The sequence below is a fragment of the Pseudomonas sp. MF6747 genome (genome assembly GCF_963890955.1).
In the GTDB taxonomy this organism is placed as follows: domain Bacteria; phylum Pseudomonadota; class Gammaproteobacteria; order Pseudomonadales; family Pseudomonadaceae; genus Aquipseudomonas.
This window is the reverse complement of the sequence record NZ_CAWPSZ010000031.1, coordinates 1-17,907: the sequence shown is the minus strand read 5'-3', so window position 1 is coordinate 17,907 and position 17,907 is coordinate 1. Positions and strand designations below refer to the sequence as shown.

Annotated in this window: 16 protein-coding genes and 1 pseudogene; 10 read left to right on the top strand and 7 right to left on the bottom strand. The window is 60.2% G+C overall.

Annotated features, from left to right (window positions below):
- Positions 1–438: 438 nt before the first annotated feature.
- The 4 genes and pseudogenes from AACW30_RS21855 to AACW30_RS21840 form a co-directional block, all read right to left on the bottom strand.
- A pseudogene (locus AACW30_RS21855) lies at positions 439–747 on the bottom strand (LLM class flavin-dependent oxidoreductase); the annotation flags it as partial.
- A 339-nt stretch (positions 748–1,086) separates the two neighbouring features.
- Positions 1,087–2,169: an LLM class flavin-dependent oxidoreductase gene (locus AACW30_RS21850; protein WP_106580207.1), complete on the bottom strand. Its 1,083-nt coding sequence runs from the start codon at positions 2,167–2,169 to the stop codon at positions 1,087–1,089.
- 175 nt (positions 2,170–2,344) lie between these two features.
- Entirely contained in the window at positions 2,345–3,649 is a 1,305-nt protein-coding gene (locus AACW30_RS21845; RefSeq protein WP_200625747.1) for an ATP-binding protein, read from the bottom strand.
- The gene (locus AACW30_RS21840; RefSeq protein ID WP_106580205.1) at positions 3,646–4,386 is read right to left on the bottom strand and encodes a response regulator; all 741 of its coding nucleotides are present in this window, start codon (positions 4,384–4,386) and stop codon (positions 3,646–3,648) included. Before AACW30_RS21840 ends, AACW30_RS21845 begins: the two co-directional genes overlap by 4 nt.
- 248 nt (positions 4,387–4,634) lie before the next feature.
- Between AACW30_RS21840 and AACW30_RS21835 the strand changes: the two genes are divergently transcribed.
- The 5 genes from AACW30_RS21835 to AACW30_RS21815 all read left to right on the top strand — a co-directional run bounded on the left by AACW30_RS21835 (position 4,635) and on the right by AACW30_RS21815 (position 9,056).
- The gene (locus AACW30_RS21835) at positions 4,635–5,666 is read left to right on the top strand and encodes an isopenicillin N synthase family dioxygenase (protein ID WP_119735432.1); all 1,032 of its coding nucleotides are present in this window, start codon (positions 4,635–4,637) and stop codon (positions 5,664–5,666) included.
- A gap of 13 nt (positions 5,667–5,679) precedes the next feature.
- Positions 5,680–6,474, top strand: coding sequence for a MetQ/NlpA family ABC transporter substrate-binding protein (locus tag AACW30_RS21830; RefSeq protein WP_200625746.1), 795 nt, complete (start codon positions 5,680–5,682; stop codon positions 6,472–6,474).
- Complete coding sequence (locus AACW30_RS21825; RefSeq protein WP_200625745.1) at positions 6,471–7,217, top strand: methionine ABC transporter ATP-binding protein; 747 nt, start codon at positions 6,471–6,473, stop codon at positions 7,215–7,217. The genes AACW30_RS21830 and AACW30_RS21825 overlap by 4 nt, the downstream gene beginning before the upstream one ends.
- A complete protein-coding gene (locus AACW30_RS21820; RefSeq protein ID WP_200625744.1) occupies positions 7,214–7,879 on the top strand; it encodes a methionine ABC transporter permease in 666 nt (221 codons plus the stop codon). Before AACW30_RS21825 ends, AACW30_RS21820 begins: the two co-directional genes overlap by 4 nt.
- Positions 7,880–7,976: 97 nt before the next feature.
- A complete protein-coding gene (locus AACW30_RS21815) occupies positions 7,977–9,056 on the top strand; it encodes a sigma-54 interaction domain-containing protein (RefSeq protein WP_200625743.1) in 1,080 nt (359 codons plus the stop codon).
- Here AACW30_RS21815 and AACW30_RS21810 read toward each other — a convergent pair.
- A complete protein-coding gene (locus tag AACW30_RS21810; protein WP_200625742.1) occupies positions 9,034–10,446 on the bottom strand; it encodes an aminotransferase-like domain-containing protein in 1,413 nt (470 codons plus the stop codon). The genes AACW30_RS21815 and AACW30_RS21810 overlap by 23 nt on opposite strands.
- 136 nt (positions 10,447–10,582) lie before the next feature.
- Between AACW30_RS21810 and AACW30_RS21805 the strand changes: the two genes are divergently transcribed.
- From AACW30_RS21805 to AACW30_RS21785, 5 genes are all read left to right on the top strand, one after another.
- Positions 10,583–11,422 carry a sugar phosphate isomerase/epimerase family protein gene (locus tag AACW30_RS21805; RefSeq protein WP_200625741.1) on the top strand — a complete coding sequence of 280 codons (840 nt, stop codon included), beginning with the start codon at positions 10,583–10,585 and terminating at the stop codon, positions 11,420–11,422.
- Entirely contained in the window at positions 11,419–12,051 is a 633-nt protein-coding gene (locus AACW30_RS21800; protein WP_106580197.1) for a LysE family translocator, read from the top strand. The genes AACW30_RS21805 and AACW30_RS21800 overlap by 4 nt, the downstream gene beginning before the upstream one ends.
- Positions 12,052–12,139: 88 nt before the next feature.
- Positions 12,140–13,198: a diguanylate cyclase gene (locus AACW30_RS21795; protein ID WP_106580196.1), complete on the top strand. Its 1,059-nt coding sequence runs from the start codon at positions 12,140–12,142 to the stop codon at positions 13,196–13,198.
- Positions 13,199–13,247: 49 nt separating this feature from the next.
- Positions 13,248–14,477 carry a M20/M25/M40 family metallo-hydrolase gene (locus tag AACW30_RS21790; RefSeq protein WP_200625740.1) on the top strand — a complete coding sequence of 410 codons (1,230 nt, stop codon included), beginning with the start codon at positions 13,248–13,250 and terminating at the stop codon, positions 14,475–14,477.
- Between the two features lie 656 nt (positions 14,478–15,133).
- On the top strand, positions 15,134–15,472 hold the full coding sequence (locus AACW30_RS21785; protein ID WP_200625739.1) for a hypothetical protein: 339 nt from the start codon (positions 15,134–15,136) through the stop codon (positions 15,470–15,472).
- A 127-nt stretch (positions 15,473–15,599) separates the two neighbouring features.
- On the opposite strand, the gene AACW30_RS21780 is transcribed toward AACW30_RS21785, so the two are convergent.
- Complete coding sequence (locus AACW30_RS21780) at positions 15,600–15,914, bottom strand: contact-dependent growth inhibition system immunity protein (RefSeq protein ID WP_200625738.1); 315 nt, start codon at positions 15,912–15,914, stop codon at positions 15,600–15,602.
- On the bottom strand, positions 15,911–17,907 hold a 1,997-nt coding region (locus AACW30_RS21775; protein WP_200625737.1), incomplete at its 5' end, for an RNase A-like domain-containing protein. The genes AACW30_RS21775 and AACW30_RS21780, both read right to left, overlap by 4 nt.

Sequence of the window (17,907 nt, the reverse complement as noted above, 5' to 3'; positions counted from 1 at the left end):
GCCGCCGTGACGGGCCATCCATGGCCCAACACGGCTAACCCGGCGTCCTGCCGGGTTACCCACGGATTCAAGCCTGCGTTCGGCCAGCGTGGTTGACGGGGCCTGTCAGATCAAGATCAAAAGCAGAGCACGGCGGCCTGGTAGCCGACCTGAGTGGTTGAAGCAAGAGCAGGGCGATAGCACAGCAAAACATCTTTTTCTGATGCACTGAGCTCCAAATGTGGGAGCGGGCTTGCTCGCGAAGGCGGTGTGCGAGCTACACATGAGCTGGCTGACCCACCCCCTTCGCGAGCAAGCCCGCTCCCACAAGTTGGCCGAGTTCAGCCGCCCGCACCGCACTGCTTGGCTTTTCTGTGGGAGCTGGCTTGCCTGCGATGCAGGCACCTCGGTGTATCAGTAACACCCAATCGATGCCATCGCAGGCAAGCCAGCTCCCACTTACGCGACCTGCCGGGCCTGCTCGCGCTCTGCGAGCAATTGGCGGGTGAGTGGGATCAAGCGCTTGCCGTAATCAATTGCATCATTGAGCGGATCGAAGCCGCGAATCAGGAAGGTGTTAATCCCCAAATCGTAGTAATCCAACAAGGCTTCAGCGACTTGTTCGGCGGTGCCCACCAGTGAGGTGGAGTTGCCTTGGGCGCCGAGCAGACCGGCAACTCCGGTCCACAACCGCTTATCCAGCCGCGAGCCTTGCGCCGCGGCCGCCAGCAACCGGCGTGAGCCTGCGTTCGGCCAGCGTGGTTGACGGGGCCTGTCAGATCAAGATCAAAAGCAGAGCACGGCGGCCTGAAAGCCGACCTGAGTGGTAGAAGCAAAAGCAGGGCAACAGCACAGCAACACATCTTTGTCTGATGCACTGAGCTCCAAATGTGGGAGCGGGCTTGCTCGCGAAGGCGGTGTGTCAGCTACACATGTGCTGAGTGACCCACCCCCTTCGCGAGCAAGCCCGCTCCCACAAGTTGACCGAGTTCAGCTGCCAGCACCGCACTGCTTGGCTTTTTGTGGGAGCTGGCTTGCCTGCGATGCAGGCACCTCGGTGTATCAGGCACACCCAATCGATGCCATCGCAGGCAAGCCAGGTCCCACTTACGCGACCTGCCGGGCCTGCTCGCGCTCTGCGACCAATTGGCGGGTGAGTGGGATCAAGCGCTTGCCGTAATCAATTGCATCATTGAGCGGATCGAAGCCGCGAATCAGGAAGGTGGTAATCCCCAGGTCGTAGTAATCCAACAGGGCTTCAGCGACTTGTTCGGCGGTGCCCACCAGTGAGGTGGAGTTGCCTTGGGCGCCGAGCAGCCCGGCAACTGCGGTCCACAACCGCTTATCCAGCCGCGAGCCTTGCGCCGCGGCTGCCAGCAACCGGCGTGAGCCTTCGTTCGGCGGTTCCCGTCGCACGAATCCGTTCTTCTCAGCCAGCGCCGTGGCCTGTTGCAAGATCGTCTCGGCGCGCGCCCACGCCAGTTCCTCGGTCTCGGCGAGGATCGGGCGCAACGACAAACTGAAGCGGATCGTGCGCCCATGCTTGGCCGCTTCGGCACGCACCTGAGTCACTACTTCTCGCACTTGCTCATAGGTTTCACCCCACAGCGCATACACGTCGGCATGTTTGCCCGCCACCGCAATCGCTGCCGCGGAGGAGCCACCGAAATACAGCGGAATATGCGGCTGCTGCGGTGACTTCACCGTCGAGTGCGCGCCTTCCACCTGGTAGTACGTACCCGCGAAATCGAAGGGCTGCTCGCTTGTCCATTCCTGGCGCACCACGCTGAGGTACTCGTCGGTGCGTGCGTAGCGTTCGTCCTTGCCGATGTGGCTGCCATCGGCGCGCAGTTCGCGGTCATCGCCACCGGTGATGATATGCACGGCGGTGCGCCCGCCGTTGAAAACATCCAGGGTGCTGAACTGGCGCGCAGCCAGCGTCGGCTGGGCAAAGCCTGGGCGGTGGGCGATTAGAAACTGCAGCTTTTGGGTCACGCTGGCGGCATGCGCGGCGATCAACGTGCTGTCCGGGCTGCTGGAATGGAAGGCCACCAGGGCGCGGTCGAAGCCTGCCTCTTCGTGGGCGCGGGCCACGGTTTCGACGTAGTCCGGTTGCAGGGTCGGGCCGCTGCGCGGGTGGATCTCAGAGGCGTGATGGCCGCCGATATAGCCGATGAATTCAATGCTCATGGTCAGTCCTTGTCAGGTACGGGATCAACACCTCCTCCGGGCGTGGGGTCGGTCACTCGGCTCAAAAGTAAGGGCAGGAGCCGGGTCTGTAAAATGCCTGTTGGTTCTAACCTAAGTATTAAAATATGGAATTATCATTCGATTTATTTATTAGCAACGTGCATTAAAAGGCGAGCTACAAGCTCAGCCGAATCTGCGCGCACAGCCCACCGCCCGCGCGATTGCTCAAGGTCAGTGAGCCACCGATCGCCACCGCCAGTTGCTGCGCAATCGCCAGGCCCAGCCCGGTGCCGCCGGTGCCGCGATTGCGTGAACTTTCTACCCGATAAAATGGCTGCATGACGCGCACCAGTTCGTCCTCGGCAATCCCGGGTCCGCGGTCCAATACGCTGATCGACAGCTGCCCATTTGGCGTCGAGCCGACCGCCAGTTCTGCGCTGCCGGCGAATTTCAGCGCGTTGTCCAGCAGGTTCACCAACACCCGCCGCAAGGCGTGAGGGCGGGTGTCGAGCACCAGCGCACTTTTACCGGTGATGCTGACCTGCTTGTGCATGTCCTGATAATCAAATACCAGGCTGTCCAGAAACGCGTCGAGGTTGATGCGATGGCTGGCTTCGGTAGCGCCGTGCACGCTGCGCGCGTAGGCCACGCCTTCACGCACCAGGTGTTCCATTTCCCCCAGGTCACTCCAGAGTTTGTCGCGCTCGGCAGACTCTTCCATGAACTCGGCGCGCAGTTTCATGCGGGTAATCGGCGTTTGCAGGTCGTGGGAAATGGCCGCGAGGATCTGCATGCGTTCCTTGAGGTATTCAGCGATGCGTTGTTGCATCTGGTTGAACGCCGCCGCCGCATGCGCCACTTCGGTCGGGCCGTGTTCGTCCAGCGGCGTCGGATGGGCGTTGGGGTCGAGGGTTTCTACCGCGCGGGCCAGGCGCGTCAGCGGGCGAATCGCCAGGCGCACGGCCAACCAGGTGCAACCGAGCAACAGCGCCAATTGCAGGATCAGCACCACCGGCAACCAATACGCCACGGGCAGGGCGGCCGGGCGCACGTCGAGGGTGATCGGGTTGCCGTCGGTCAGGGTCAGGTGCGCCTGGAAGTGCTTCTGCAAGCCGGGAATGGTGCGAAAGGTCAACGCGTACTGCTCGCCCAGCGCATCCGCAATCGAGGTGGCGGCCATCGGCACGTCGTCACTGCTCATCGGCTCACCGGTCTCGCCGGCATTGAGCAGGTAATGGTAGTTCTGGCGGTCGATACGCGGCAGCCAACTGGCGCGCTCGTTGGCGGGCAGGCGGTCGAGGATTGCCACCGAGGTCGACACATCGTTCTCCAGGTTGCCGAGCATCGCGGTGCGCGCGCTGATATAGCGCTCGTAGAATTGCGCGCTGAACGACAACCCATGGGCGCACACCAGGCTGATCAGGAAGATCAGTGACAACTGCGACGCCAGCGTGCTCGGCCAACCCAACCGCCATTTCATTGCGTGGCTCCAAGGATTTCCACCGCCAGGGAAAACACATAGCCTTCGCTGCGCACGGTCTTGATATACGCCGGTTCACGTGCGTCATCCAACAAGCGTTGGCGCAGGCGGCTGACCAGCAGGTCGATGGAGCGGTCGAACAGATCCGCGTCACGACCCTGGGTCAGGTTGAGCAGTTGGTCGCGGTTGAGCACGCGCTGTGGGTGATCGAGGAACACCCGCAGCAGGCGGTATTCGGCGCCGCTCAAGGCCACCAGCGTGTCGTCTTCGTCGAGCAAATGGCGGGCGGTGGTGTCCAGGCGCCAGCGCCCGAAGCGGATCAGCCGTCCGGTTTCACTCACCACCAGGTTCGGCGGCAGCATGCGCGTGCGGCGCAACACGGCGTTGATCCGCGCCAGCAGTTCGCGGGCGGAAAAGGGTTTGACCAGGTAATCGTCGGCGCCCATTTCCAGACCGATGATGCGGTCGGTTTCATCGTTGCGCGCGGTGAGCATCAGCACCGGCGTGGCTTTGTGCTTGCCCACCCGCAGCTCGCGGCACAGCTGCAAACCGTCGTCGCCGGGCATCATGATGTCCAGCACGATCAGGTCAACCGGGGTGGTGTCGAGGAAGCTGCGCATCTGACGGCCATCGGCGACCACCGTGGTGCGCATGCCGTTTTTCTTCAGGTAATTGCCCACCAGTTCGCGGATCTCGCGGTCATCATCGACGATCAGGATATGGTCGACATGGTCCATGCTGCGTTCCTCGTTAAATGCTCATGGGCCGCAGTCTAGCCATCGCCGCAGGCTTTGCCTTGTGCCCTTTGTATTGCAGTGTATCTGGCGATAACGAGATACACAGCGAGGCAAAAAAACCGACAGGCTAGCGTCCGGCGTCGTTCACCCGCACGCCTAAGCTAATGCTAAAAAGGTATTTATTAAGGTTTTTTAAGATCGTTTAGCTTGGTTGCTCCAACCCAAGACGCTTATGGAGTGAGCCGCCGATGCTGCAATCAATCACCACCTTGCCGCTGCTGGATCTGTCGCAGCTTGACGGCACGCCTGAGCAACGCGGCGACTTTCTCGATGCATTGCGCTCTGCTGCACGGCAGGTCGGTTTTTTCTACCTGACCGGTCACGGCATCGACCCGGCGCTGCTGGCTCAGGTGCAGCAGCAGGCGCGCGCATTTTTTGCCTTGCCCGAGGCCGACAAACTGGCGGTCGGCATGCTCAACTCCGCGCACTTTCGCGGCTACAACCGCGCCGCGTCGGAGATCACTCGCGGCCAGCCAGACCTGCGCGAACAGTTTGACGTCGGCGCCGAGCGCGAGCCGTTGAGTGAGGCTGAGCACCCGGCCGCGTGGGCCCGGCTGCAAGGCCCGAACCAATGGCCTGTCGCCTTACCCGAACTCAAGCCGTTGGTGCTGGCCTGGCAGCAGGCAATGACGCACATGTCGTTGCGCTTGCTACGCGCCTTCGCCCAGGCCCTGTCGCTGCCCGAGCACGCGTTTGACGCACTGTACGGCGACCAACCCAACGAACACATCAAGCTGATTCGCTACCCCGGCCGCCACGCGCAACAAAGCCGCCAGGGCGTGGGCGCACACAAGGACTCCGGCTTTTTGAGCTTCCTGCTGCAGGACGAGCAGGCCGGTTTGCAGGTGGAAGTGGAGGAGGGCCGTTGGATTGATGCGTCGCCACGCCCCGCAACCTTGGTGGTGAATATCGGCGAACTGCTTGAGCTGGCCAGCAACGGGTACTTGCGCGCCACCGTACACCGCGTGGTGTCGCCGCCGCTGGGTAGCGAGCGTCTGTCCCTGGCGTTCTTCCTCGGTGCGCAGCTGGATGCGGTGGTGCCGGTGTATGACCTGGCCCCCGAACTGCTGCGTGATGCCCACGGCCCCACCAGTGACCCGCGCAACCCGTTGCTGCGCGATGTCGGCTGGAACTACCTCAAGGGCCGCCTGCGCTCGCACCCGGATGTCGCCCAACGTTTTTACGCCGACGCCACACTTCCCCACGCACTGTCCGCCTGATCAGGAGATCAACATGTTGAAGAAAACCGCACTGACGTTGGCGGCGTTGCTGGCCTCATTGAGTGTGTCGGCCGCCGATGCGCTGCGTGTCGCCGCCGACCCGATTCCCCATGCGCAGATCCTCGAGTATGTGCAGAAAATCGACCCGAGCCTGAACCTGAAAATCATCGAGATCCCCAGCGGCGTGAACTCCAACGAGCTGCTGGCGCACGGTGATGTCGACGCCAATTACTTCCAGCACCTGCCATTCCTTAACGCCCAGGAACAGGCCCTCGGCCAGAAGTTTGCCGTGGCCGCCACCGTGCATATCGAGCCGTTGGGCATCTATTCGCATCGCCACACACGCTTCGCTCAGGTGCCGGACCAAGGCACGGTGGCGGTGCCGAATAACGTCACCAACCTCAGCCGCGCCTTGTACCTGTTGCAAGCGAACGGCCTGATCACGCTCAAGCCGGGCTTCAATGACGCGTCCAAGGAGCAGGCCACGCCCAAGGACATCGCCGAAAACCCCAAGCACTTGAAGATTCTGGAGATTGAATCGCCGCAAATTCCGCGGGCGCTGGACGATGTGGACCTGGCGGTGATCAATGGCAACTTCGCTCTGGAAGCCGGGTTGGTGCCGGCCAAAGACGCCTTGGGCCTGGAGAAAGCCGAGGGCAACCCGTACGCGAATATCCTGGTGACCACACCAAAACTGGTCGATGACCCGCGCATCAAGCAGCTCGCCAAGGACCTGCGCTCGCCGGAGGTGGCCACGTTCATCAGCGAAAAATACGCGGGCTCCGTGATTCCGGTGGCGGCCAAATGATCGTCGTCGAGGGCGTCAGCAAAACCTACGCCGACGGCCAGCCGGCGGCGCTGGATAACGTGTCGTTGCAGATAAACGACGGCTCGATTTTTGGCATCGTCGGCCGCAGCGGGGCGGGTAAAAGTACCTTGTTGCGCTGCCTTAACCTGCTGGAGCGGCCCACCTGCGGGCGCATCCTTTTGGATGGCCAGGACCTGACCCAACTGAGCGACAAGCAACTGCGCGAGCAACGCCAGCGCATCGGCATGATCTTCCAGGGCTTCAACCTGCTGCATTCACGCACGGTGGCGGGCAACGTCGCGGTGCCGCTGGAAATCGCCCAGGTGCCCAAGGTCGAGCGCGCGGCGCGGGTGGCCGAGTTGCTGGCGTTGGTGGGTTTGAGTGACAAGGCTGGGGCGTTTCCTTCGCAGCTTTCCGGTGGGCAGAAACAACGTGTGGGCATTGCCCGGGCATTGGCGGCGCGTCCGGCCTATTTGTTATCGGATGAGGCCACCAGCGCGCTGGACCCGCAAACCACCGCGTCGATTCTTGAGTTGTTGCGCGACATCAATCGGCAGTTGGGCGTGACCATCGTGTTGATCACCCATGAACTCGACGTGGTCAAGACCATCTGTGACAGCGCAGTGTCGCTGGCCGATGGCCGCGTGGTGGAAAGCGGCACGCTGCTGCAGTTGCAAGCCGACCCGACATCGCGCCTGGGCCGTTCGCTGGCGCCAAGCCTGCCCGTGGTGAGGGCCGTATGAAAACCGACTGGAACGAGATTGTTCAACTGCTGCTCAACGCCACCGGCGAAACCCTGTACATGGTGCTGCTGGCGGGCCTTTTCACGCTGTTGATCGGCTTGCCGCTGGGCGTGGTGCTGTTTATCAGCCGACGCGGCGGTTTGCTGCCTTTGCCACGGCTCAACCGGGCGTTGGGCGCCGTGATCAACCTGGGGCGGTCATTGCCGTTTGTGGTGATGCTGATCGCGTTGATCCCGCTGACGCGCCTGATCGTCGGCACCACATTGGGCAGTACGGCGGCCGTGGTGCCGATCACGATTGGCGCTTTTCCTTTTTTTGCGCGCATTGTCGAGACCGCCCTGGATGAAGTGGACAAGGGGCGCATAGAAGCCATCGTCGCCATGGGCGGTGACGTGCGCCATGTGATCCTCAAAGTGCTGCTGCCGGAAGCCTTGCCCGCGCTGGTGGCCGGGGTCACGCTGACGCTGGTGATGCTGATCGGCTTTTCCTCCATGGCTGGCGTGATCGGTGGCGGCGGGCTGGGCGACCTGGCGATTCGTTATGGTTATCAGCGTTTCAACAATCAGATCATGGTGGTCACGGTCATCGTGCTGGTGGTGTTGGTGCAGGGCGTGCAAAGCCTGGGGGATCGCTGTGTGAGGTCGCTGGCGCACCGCCGATAAACGGTTATGTACTAATGAATTTTTAATATTTCTAGTTATATGCGCGGCTGGGTAAAGTCACCGTCACTTCTTTTATCTCGCCGCCGGGAAATTGTTCATGAACCGTCCCCACGGGCAGCCCACGCCGATCCTGACCTTGCCCCAGGGCGAAAAAGACCCGCTGTCGATCCGTGCCAAGGCGCTGGTGTTTTCCGACCCGCGCTCGTTGCAACTGCTCGATTATTTGAAACGCGTCGGCCCCAGCGAAGCGCCGGTGTTGATCAATGGCGAAACCGGCACCGGCAAGGAGCTGGTGGCGCGCTACATCCACAGCGCCAGCGGCCGCACTGGCGCGTTTGTGCCGGTGAACTGCGGCGCGATCAGCGAGAACCTGGCCGAAAGCGAGTTTTTCGGGCATGAAGCCGGCTCGTTTTCCGGTGCTTCCGGGCGGCGGATCGGCTGGTTCGAAGAGGCCGATGGCGGCACCCTGTTCCTGGATGAAATCGGCGACCTGCCGCTGCCTTTGCAGGTCAAGTTGCTGCGTGTGCTGCAGGAACAGGAGGTGGTGCGGGTCGGCTCGCGCAAGCCGGTCAAGATCAATATCCGCCTGGTGACCGCCACCAACATCGACCTGGAACAGGCGGTGGAGGCCGGCAATTTTCGTCTGGACCTGTTTTACCGCATCAACGTTGCGCAGGTGCAGGTGCTGCCGCTGCGCGAGCGGCCGCTGGACATCTTGCCGCTGGTGGAGCACTTTCGCCGGCTGTACAGCGCCAAGCTCAAGATCGCCGAGCCGATGCTCTCCGAATCCGCCACCCAGGCGCTGCTGGAGTACCCGTGGCCGGGCAATATCCGCGAGCTGGAAAACGTCGTGCACCTGGCGCTGCTGGTGGCCGGTGACAAGCCGATCATGCCCAGCCACCTGAAGTTCTCCGCCGGGCTCAGCGCGCTCCACGCGAGCGCCAATAGTGGTGCGCCGCGGATCCCGCATGAGGTGATGCGCGAGCAGCTGTTGAGGTTGTTCGAGGTGCCGGGAGACACCTTGCTGCACGATATAGAGGACCTGATCGTGCGCGAGGCGTTTGCGTTTTGTGGCTTCAACCAACTGCGCACCGCGGACTTGCTGGGGATCACCCGCAACGCGATGCGCACCTTGCTGGTCAACCACGGCATGCTCAAGGGGCGCGCACGGCCTTGAGCAGCAGCGTCTCAAATAGCTGCTGCGCGCGCGGTTCATCACTGTGGGCGACATTAAAACGCATCGTATTGAGGTGCGCCGGGTCATAACCGAACAAGGCGCCCGGCGCCAGAACCATGCTGTGTTTCAACGCGTGCTGGGCCAGCAGTTCGCCGTCCACCGCCTGCGGCAGCCGCGCCCAGATAAACATCCCGCCCTCATACGCCATCGGCAGCTCGCACCCGCAACGCTTGAGCCATTGCTCGACGCGTCCGCCGGACTCCATCAACCGTTGCACCATGCGCTTGCGATGCCTGGCGTAGCTGCCTTCGCTGAGCATGCGATAGACCAGTTGCTCGAACAGCTCTGAGGTCACGCCACCGCTCATCAACTTCATGTTGGTCAGGTTCGCCGCCAGTTGCGGCGCGGCCACCACATAGCTGACGCGGGTGTTGGCGCTCAGAATCTTGGAGAAACCAGACAGGTACGTGACCTGGTCCAGCCCGGCGAGAGCCGCCAGGCGCGGGGGCGGGCTGGGGTGCAGGTCGCCGTAGAGGTCATCCTCGACGATATGGCAATGGTATTGCTGAGTCAGTTGCAGCAGGCGAAACGCCTGGCTGGGGCTGAAGGAATGGCCGGTGGGGTTATGCAGCACGCTGGTGGTCAGGTACAGACTGGGGCGGTGTTCGGCCAGCAGTGCTTCAAGGGCGGCGAAGTCAAAGCCGTCGGGGCGGCGCTCGATGGTCACTACGTTGACGCCGTGCAAGGCCAGGTTGGCGTGGAAGTTGAAGTAGCACGGCGCGTCCAGCAGCACGGTGTCGCCGGGGCGTGCGAGCAGGCGCATGAGCATGTCCAGGCCTTGCACGGTGTTGGGCGTGGTGATGATTTGTTCCACCGGCACTGACAGGCCTTCAGCGTGCAGCTTTTGTTGCAGCGCCTGGCGCAGCGGCAACAGCCCGGCCGGCGCGCCCAGCCCGGCGATGCGCAACGACGGCGCGCGCACCACACTGCGCAGGGCGTGGCGGATGGCGTCGTTGTTCAGCCAGCTCTCCGGCAAGTGCCCGCTGCCGGGACGCAGCTCGCCGCCGGCGGTGACCAAAGGGCGGCGCAACACGCTGAGCAGGTCTTGGGGCAACAGGTCGACCCAGGTCATCGAGGCGGGGCGGGCGCTGTCCATCGCCACGAAGTAGCCGCGGCCCTGGCTGGAGGTCAGCAGGTTACGTCCGCGCAGGCGGTCCAGCGCTTCATTGAGGGTGAATTTGCCCACGCCCAGGGTCTGGGTCAATTCACGCACCGACGGCAATTTGCTGCCCGGCGCCCAGTCACCGTGCTCGATGGCCTGGCTGAACGCGTCGACAATCTGCTGAACCTTGGGTGTGCCGTCAACAAAGGCGATGGCGGGTACAAACATAAACCTTCCTGGTATTTGCCGGTTATTTTACCGGTGATTGTTACCGGTAAAGTTCGGCCGGATTAGGCATTACTTTACCTGCCCTGTGCAAGGCTGCCGCTCTAGACTGCGGGCCATCAATGACAGGGATTACGTGATGGACAGCCAACTGATCAACCCGGGCGCGCCGTTCTGCCTGGGGGTGGCCCAGCATAAATACCTGGGGGCCGAAAAGGGCCTGCAAAGCGCCATGGAAGGGGGCTACAGCCACTGGTACATCGACGCCAGCCTGTTAGGCGAAAGGGTCGAGGACTGGACTGATGCGCGCATCGCCAGCCTGCAGGAGAAGATCGCCGCCAGCGGTGTTCAGCCAATATTCCACAGTAACTTCAAGGCGCCGCTGGGCAGCGATGTCGGCGCTTTTCGTGCGGCGGCGGTGGAGTACGTGGAAAGAGAGGTCGATGTTGCCAGCCGTCTGGGCGCGCCGTTGATCATCCACGGCGGCTGCATCGTGGGTCCGCAAAGGGTGCTGGAGGCCAAGGACATCGCCCTTGAGCATTACCTCAAATCGGTCAAGGAGCTGGCGCAGTACGCCGAGGCCAAGGGCACGGATATCTACCTGGAGAGTCTGTCCAACTACGTCAACTACCGGATTTTCACCCACCCAGCGCAATTCGCCTTTGTGTTCGAGCACCTGCAAGCACACAGCAATGTGTACTGCTTGCTCGACGCCGGCCACACACACATCGACAGTCGCTTGCCCGCGCAAGTGATGCGCAAGTACCCCGCGCTGATCAAGGGTATTTCCTTCAGCAACCACAAGGAGGGGCACGACGCTGACAACTGCGCGTACGCCGAGGTGCTGCGAGCTATCGTCGAGACGAACTGGAAAGGCCTGGTGACCTTTGAAACCTGTCACCACAGCGCGCAGGCCGCCCTGGCCGATCTGGCGCGCGCCTTCGCCGTTGTTTCTGCCAACCCGGGTCTGGACTCATGACCAGTACGTTGACGCTTTCTTCGTTTCTCTATTTTCTGCTGTTTTGCGCCACCATGACCTTCAGCCCCGGCCCGATGACCCTGCTGCTGTTAAGCCTGGGGTTGAAGGACGGCCTGCGCAGCTCAATCCCGGCGCAGATCGGCGCCAGTGTGTCGTACCTGATTTCGATCCTGATCTTTGCCGTAGGCTTCTCGCAATTGATCAAGGGCAACCTTGCCATCACCCAGACCCTCCAGTGTGTGGGTGTGGCCTACATCCTCTACCTGGCCTACCGGCAGTGGACCAGCAGCGGCGTATCGATCAACCGGGACGGTGCCGCGCAGGGCGCGCGCAGCCTGTTCGGCAAGGGCTTGCTGACCGGGTTTTCCAACCCCAAGACGCTCATCATGTTCAGCGCTGTGTTCCCACAGTTTGCCGGGGCGGGAGGGCACAGCCGCGCGGCAGATATTGCCATCCTCGGGCTGACGTTCCTGTTGCTGCAGTTTGCCAGCGGCTGCCTGTATTGCTATTTCGGCCAACGCATCAAGCACGTGCTGGAAACCCCCAGGCGGAGGGTGTTGCTGCAACGGGTCACGGCAGTGCTGTTGCTGGGTGTGGCGCTGATGCTGGCGCGCGGTTTTTCGCACTGAGGGCGCGATTCGCAGGTTTATGAGCGGTAGTGGCGATTTGACGTTGCCCTGATAGACTCCAGGCATTCATCCAGGATCACATCAAGCCATGTCAACCGCCGGAGGAAATGGACTTCCGCTCGCTTCACGGTTGTATAAGTCGCGCACGCTGGGGCTGACGCTCGGTTTTGTGTGCGTGGTGTTTGGCATGTACCCCTTGCATCCCCCGCTGTGGGTGTGGGCGTGGATGCTGATCAACGCCTTTGTCTGGCCGCACATTGCCTATCAATGGTCGCGCCGCGCCAGCAACTCACTGCGCAGCGAACGCCGTAACCTGTTGTTTGATTCCTTTTGCGGCGGGTTCTGGGTCGGCGCCATGCACTTCAACCCGCTGCCCAGTGTCACCACGCTGTCGATGATGACCATGAACAACGTCGCCATTGGTGGGCCGCGCTTCATGCTGGCAGGCTGGGTGGCGCAGGCCTTGGGTGTCGGCGCGTCGTTGCTGGTGTTCGCCCCGGCGTTCATTGCCGTTACCACTGAAACCCAGCTTTACGCCTGCTTGCCGATTCTGATGGTGTACCCGCTGGTTCTGGGCTGGATCTGCTATCGCCAGGCCGTGACCCTCGCCCGGCACAAACGCGAGTTGCTGGCGCTGAGCCGCACCGACAGCCTGTCCGGCCTGCTTAACCACGGTGCCTGGAAGGACCACCTGGAGATCGAATTCCAACGCTGTCGCAGAGAGCAGGTGGGCGCGGCCATTGCGCTGATCGACATCGACCATTTCAAGACTATCAACGACACCTACGGCCACGTTACCGGCGATATCGTGCTGCGCCAACTGAGCAAAGTGCTGCGACAGAACCTGCGCACCACCGACCTTGCCGGGCGCTATGGCGGCGATGAGTTCTGCGTGATCCTGCCGGACATGCCCCTGCACCGCGCCACCGAAGTGATGGACGCCTTGCGCGACCGCTTCAACGCTTTGGCGTACACCCAAGACCCGACACTGCGCGCCAGCCTGAGCATTGGCCTGGCGCCGTATCAACCTGCGCACGCGGATTCGACCAGTTGGCTCAACGACGCCGACCAGGCGTTGTATGAGGCCAAGAGCAGCGGGCGCAACCGTGTGAGTTCAGTGCAAGGGAGTTGGTTGCGATCGGTCTAGTGGGGTAGGGTGTTGGCGCACCCCCCAACAAAAAAACAAGGATCGGTCCATGCTCTTCACCTTCTCCCGTACCCTCCTGGCCGCGACCCTGGCCATGTCCTTCGCCGTGCCGGCCTACAGCGCTGAACCCCACAAACAGATCCAGGCCGACGCCGAACAATACAAGGCCCCAGCGCTGCAGCTGCTTGAGCGTCTGGTGAATATCGATTCGGGCTCCGGCTACGAGCCCGGCCTGACCCAAGTGCGCGACATCGCCGTAGAAGAACTGAAGCAGCTCGGTTTCAGCATCGAGCTGGTGCCGGACAAAGCGGCCAACAACAGTCACGTGATCGCCACCCTCAAAGGCACCGGCAAAGCCAAGATTTTGCTGATGGCCCACATGGACACGGTGTTCAAGGAAGGTTCGGCCGCCGAACGCCCGTTCCACATCAAGGACGGCCGCGCCTATGGCCCCGGTGTGATGGATGACAAAGGTGGCATCGTCGCTGGCATCTATGCGCTGAAGGTGCTGAAAGATCAGGGTTTCAAGGACTACGCACAGATCACCTTCCTGCTCGATGCCAGCGAAGAAACCGGCTCCGACGCTGCCTCCGAACTGATTCGCACCACCGCCAAGGGCCACGACGTCACCCTCAACCTCGAGCCCGGCCGCCCAGCCGACGGCCTGGTGGTATGGCGCAAAGGCAGCGCCACCGCCGTGGTTGAAGTCAAAGGCAAAGCCGCCCACGCCGGCGTCGCCCCGGAACTGGGCCGCAACGCCGCGATGGAAGCGGCGCACCAGATCCTGCAACTGGGCAAACTGGGCGATGAAGAGAAGAAAACCACCATCAACTTCACCGTGCTCAAGGCCGGCGACCGCGTCAACGTCATCCCCGACCAGGCGACGGCCAAGGCAGACGTACGCGCGGCATTGCCGGAAGAGTTCGACCGGATCGAGAAGGACCTGGCCCGTGTTTCGGCGAATAAGTTGATTGCGGACACCGAAGTGAAAACCAGTTTGCTGCGCGGTTTACCGCCAATGCCGCAGACGCCGGAGTCGGACAAGCTGGTCGCAATCGCCCAGGGGATTTACGGGGAGCTGGGGCGTAAGTTGACCATCGAAGGCAGCGGCGGGGCAGCGGATGCCAGTTTGTCTGCCGGGGTTGGGACACCGACGCTGGATGGGTTCGGGATTGTCGGTGGCAACATACATACCCCAGAGGAATATGCGGAAGTGGAGAGTGTAGCGCCGCGAATTTACTTGCTTAGCCGGATGATTATGGAGCTTTCGAAGCGTTGATTGGTGCGCTGGGTTCACTCATTTTTTGAGGGTGAACCTCGCTATCCGGTGAGTAGGCCTGTTGTGACTAGCGGGTTTATTGTGGCGAGCAGGCTTGCCCTGCGTTGGGCTGCGCAGCAGGCCCGAAACTGGCGACGCGGTTTTGGCTTAAGAGGCGCGTCGCCCTTGCTGGGGCTTGAGTCCCACGCAGGGCAAGCCTGCTCGCCACAGTATTTTAAGGCGCATCAGTGATGCCGGTGGCATTCACCATGTGGATTGGTCTTCGAGGCTGGCTTTTTGGAGGTCGTCTTTCCAGACCTCGTTGACTAATTGGTAGATGTCGGTGAATTACTCACGAGGATCTATTATTTCGACTTGCTGGGAAGTGCATCAGCCGACACGAACATTTACCCATTAGTTTCTATTCACAAATAGTTGCGAAGTCAATATAGCCTTCAAATGAAAGGCATGCGATCCACGTCATCGGTTCCGGCACGATGTAGGTGTGCTGAGGAAATTCAGAGAGGATTTTCACCACCTGACTCAGGTCTCTATGATCGACTAAATAACCGTCCGAGCATACGTCGCCGACAAAGTACAGGTTGTCGTTGGTTACTTTGTTGAACTCTTCGATCAGTAGCGATATAGCCAGATCTGAGGCTTGAAGTCCAAAGTTAATGCTATTTGTTAACTTGCTCCAGGCAATTTGGCTTCCGGAGAAAGGCATTGTCATCATTGATGCTATCGACTATTGCTTCATGCTTAGCTTCAGAGAGAACGGTAAAATTTATATTGAAGCTTTTAAACTCTTTAATGAGTTCTTCATCAAAATAGTTTATTTGTTTCAAACCTTTTGGTCAGCTTTATTACCATTTTTTGGTTTGCATCGAAAAGATAATGCGGCCCTTTTTTCTTGGCAGACCAGACGTTTATATGAGCGCCACTTCTATCGTCGTGTTCAATGCGGAAGCCAGTTTTACGTGATGAGCGGGCTTGCCCACCGTTGGGCTGCGTAGCAGCCCCAAAACTGGACGCTTATCGGCCGGTTAAATCGCGTCGCCCCTCTTTTGGCTGCCGGACGACCCAGCGCGGTCAAGCTCGCCAAAGGGGCCAAAGATTGATTGGTTTATAAGTTTGTTTTCTTTATTTTTTATTTGAGGCTTTACTACTTTCCAATGCTGAAGCAACGTGCCTCAACCACGTTCGGGCGCTCTCCCATTCGTTAAGGTAATAGTAGTAGCATCCAATATCAGCGAATAAATAATCTTGGAGCTCTTGTTCGGTTTTTTGGGTTGTTATCAATCTATGTAATTCTGATTGCACTTTGAATAATGTGTCTGCAGAGACGTCAGAGATAAAGAAGTCAATTACATCGCTCGCGCTCTTGTGGTCTTCCATCCAATCCTGATTGAAATACCCTGCAAGGAATTGCTGTAGCTCGGGATAGTCTTGGTTCATGGGTTTGGAAATCCAGTATGAATTCGGTAACCATTATGCATGTTTTCATCTCTGCGAATGATAAGGTAGATTTCTGTTCCCGGAACGGCTGCTGTCGTGTTCTTTTTAAAGCTAGTACCTATAGGTTCTTCAGTTTTTTGAATAATGACGATCTGATTGTTTTGCCCTGCAAGGAAGTTATTTATTTGGGTTTTGTTGTCATCTAGTACATTTGATACTGCGAACTCTGCTGTGGCGCGATCATGAAAAGTAGAAGCCGCTGGGATATTTGGTTCCTGCTGTAATCGATCCAGCAATTGTCTATCAGTTCGACCGATATGCTTTTGCATTAGATGCCCTCCTGCCCGCTCGTGCGCGGCTAAACCTCCTCCTGGAACTATTTTGCTGTACGGACCTTCAGGACAGTTCGTGTTCTTACAACTCAGTCCCAACGGATCTACCCACCCCGTCGGGTTAGGTACGTACTGGTACGCATTGATCCCACCCGCCAGCTTCACCGGGTCCGGTGTCAGGTAACGACCAATGTCTGGATTGTAGTAGCGATGGCGGTTGTAATGTAGCCCGCTTTCCGGGTCGAAGTATTGGCCTTGGAAGCGCAGCGGGTTGTCGATTTTGTTGATGTCTAGGCGGCTGATTTGGCCGTAGGCGCGGTAATGCGCGGACCAGACGATTTCGCCGTCGGGGGCGGTGAGTTCCTGCGGGGTGCCGAGGTGGTCCAGTTGATAGTGGAAGGGCTGGGTGTCTTTCGGGCCGAAACCTTCCAGCAGTGCTAAGGGCCGAAAGCTGTCCGGTTCGTAGAGGTAACTGCGATGCCTGTCCGCGTGATGCTCCGCAACCAGCTTGTCGCCTTGCCAGAAAAACTCCGTGGTTAGGTCGTCGACGGTTTTGCTGATACGCCGACCGAACGGGTCATAGCGATAGCTGGCCGTTTGCCCGTTCGGCTGGGTAATGCCGATAAGCCGATGCTGACAGTCGTAGCGATACTCGGTGACGAGTTGATGACCCTTGCCGCGTCTTTGGCGGATCAGATTGCCGAACGCGTCATAGTCGTAATGATGATCGCCCTGAATCACCAACCGATTTCCCGCCACGATGTCCGGACCGGGGCGGTCTTGCATCAGCAGGTTGCCGGCCGGGTCGTGGCCGAAACGCTCTTGCACGTCTTGCGAGTGATCCGCTCGAGTCAGGCGGGCGAGGGGATCGTAGTGGTAGTGGTGTTCACCTTTGCGCGTATCGAGCAGGCGGGTGAGGTTGCCGGATTTGTCGTAGTCGTAGTGGCGGCGGTAGAGCTTGTGCTCCTGTTGAGTGACTGCGTGGGCGTGGAGGCGGTTTTGTTCGTCGTAGTCGTAATGGCTGAGCAGTTGGCCTTGTTGGCGTTGGCGCTCTCTGCCGGTTTTGAACAGGTGAGAGGTGAGGGTTTTGCCGTTCAGCTCGACGGTGGCGAGGTGGCCGCTTTTGTCGTGGTTGAAGGTGAGGCGGTTGTTGTCCGGCAGGCGCAGGTTTTTCAGTTGGCCGCAGGCATCGTAGCCGTAGCGCAGGGTGCCCCAGCCTTGGTGGTCGGCGGTGAGGCGGTTTTGGCTGTCGTATTCGTAGGCTAACGCCCAGTGGCCGTCGTCGACGCTGAGGAGGTTGCCCTGGCGGTCGTAGGCGTAATCGACCACTCCACCGTCTGGCAGGGTTTTTCGTACGAGGCGGCCGGAAGGGTCTCGCTCGTAGCGGGTGACTAGCTGACTGCCATCGTCGCCGTGTTCGGTCTTTTCCAGCAGGTAGCCGTTGAGGTCGTAGACGTAAGCCGTACGCTGGCCGTCAAAACCGGTTTCCTGCTTGATCAACCCGTTGGGGTGGTAGTCGAGTTGGTAGGTTTCACCGACTTCGTTTTCGATCTCGGTCAGCAGTAACCGCACGTTGTCGTAGCGGTAGTTGACCTGGGTACCATCAGCATTTATGCGACGGCTGATCAGGTGCAGGCCGTCGGCGTATTCGTAGCGGGTGA

Coding starts and splice junctions, on each gene's coding strand:
- AACW30_RS21795 (WP_106580196.1), top strand. CDS start 12,140: ATGTCAACCGCCGGAGGAAATGGACTTCCGCTCGCTTCACGGTTGTAT.
- AACW30_RS21810 (WP_200625742.1), bottom strand. CDS start 10,446: ATGTTTGTACCCGCCATCGCCTTTGTTGACGGCACACCCAAGGTTCAG.
- AACW30_RS21800 (WP_106580197.1), top strand. CDS start 11,419: ATGACCAGTACGTTGACGCTTTCTTCGTTTCTCTATTTTCTGCTGTTT.
- AACW30_RS21835 (WP_119735432.1), top strand. CDS start 4,635: ATGCTGCAATCAATCACCACCTTGCCGCTGCTGGATCTGTCGCAGCTT.
- AACW30_RS21780 (WP_200625738.1), bottom strand. CDS start 15,914: ATGAACCAAGACTATCCCGAGCTACAGCAATTCCTTGCAGGGTATTTC.
- AACW30_RS21815 (WP_200625743.1), top strand. CDS start 7,977: ATGAACCGTCCCCACGGGCAGCCCACGCCGATCCTGACCTTGCCCCAG.
- AACW30_RS21805 (WP_200625741.1), top strand. CDS start 10,583: ATGGACAGCCAACTGATCAACCCGGGCGCGCCGTTCTGCCTGGGGGTG.
- AACW30_RS21820 (WP_200625744.1), top strand. CDS start 7,214: ATGAAAACCGACTGGAACGAGATTGTTCAACTGCTGCTCAACGCCACC.
- AACW30_RS21830 (WP_200625746.1), top strand. CDS start 5,680: ATGTTGAAGAAAACCGCACTGACGTTGGCGGCGTTGCTGGCCTCATTG.
- AACW30_RS21785 (WP_200625739.1), top strand. CDS start 15,134: ATGCTATTTGTTAACTTGCTCCAGGCAATTTGGCTTCCGGAGAAAGGC.
- AACW30_RS21790 (WP_200625740.1), top strand. CDS start 13,248: ATGCTCTTCACCTTCTCCCGTACCCTCCTGGCCGCGACCCTGGCCATG.
- AACW30_RS21840 (WP_106580205.1), bottom strand. CDS start 4,386: ATGGACCATGTCGACCATATCCTGATCGTCGATGATGACCGCGAGATC.
- AACW30_RS21850 (WP_106580207.1), bottom strand. CDS start 2,169: ATGAGCATTGAATTCATCGGCTATATCGGCGGCCATCACGCCTCTGAG.
- AACW30_RS21825 (WP_200625745.1), top strand. CDS start 6,471: ATGATCGTCGTCGAGGGCGTCAGCAAAACCTACGCCGACGGCCAGCCG.
- AACW30_RS21845 (WP_200625747.1), bottom strand. CDS start 3,649: ATGAAATGGCGGTTGGGTTGGCCGAGCACGCTGGCGTCGCAGTTGTCA.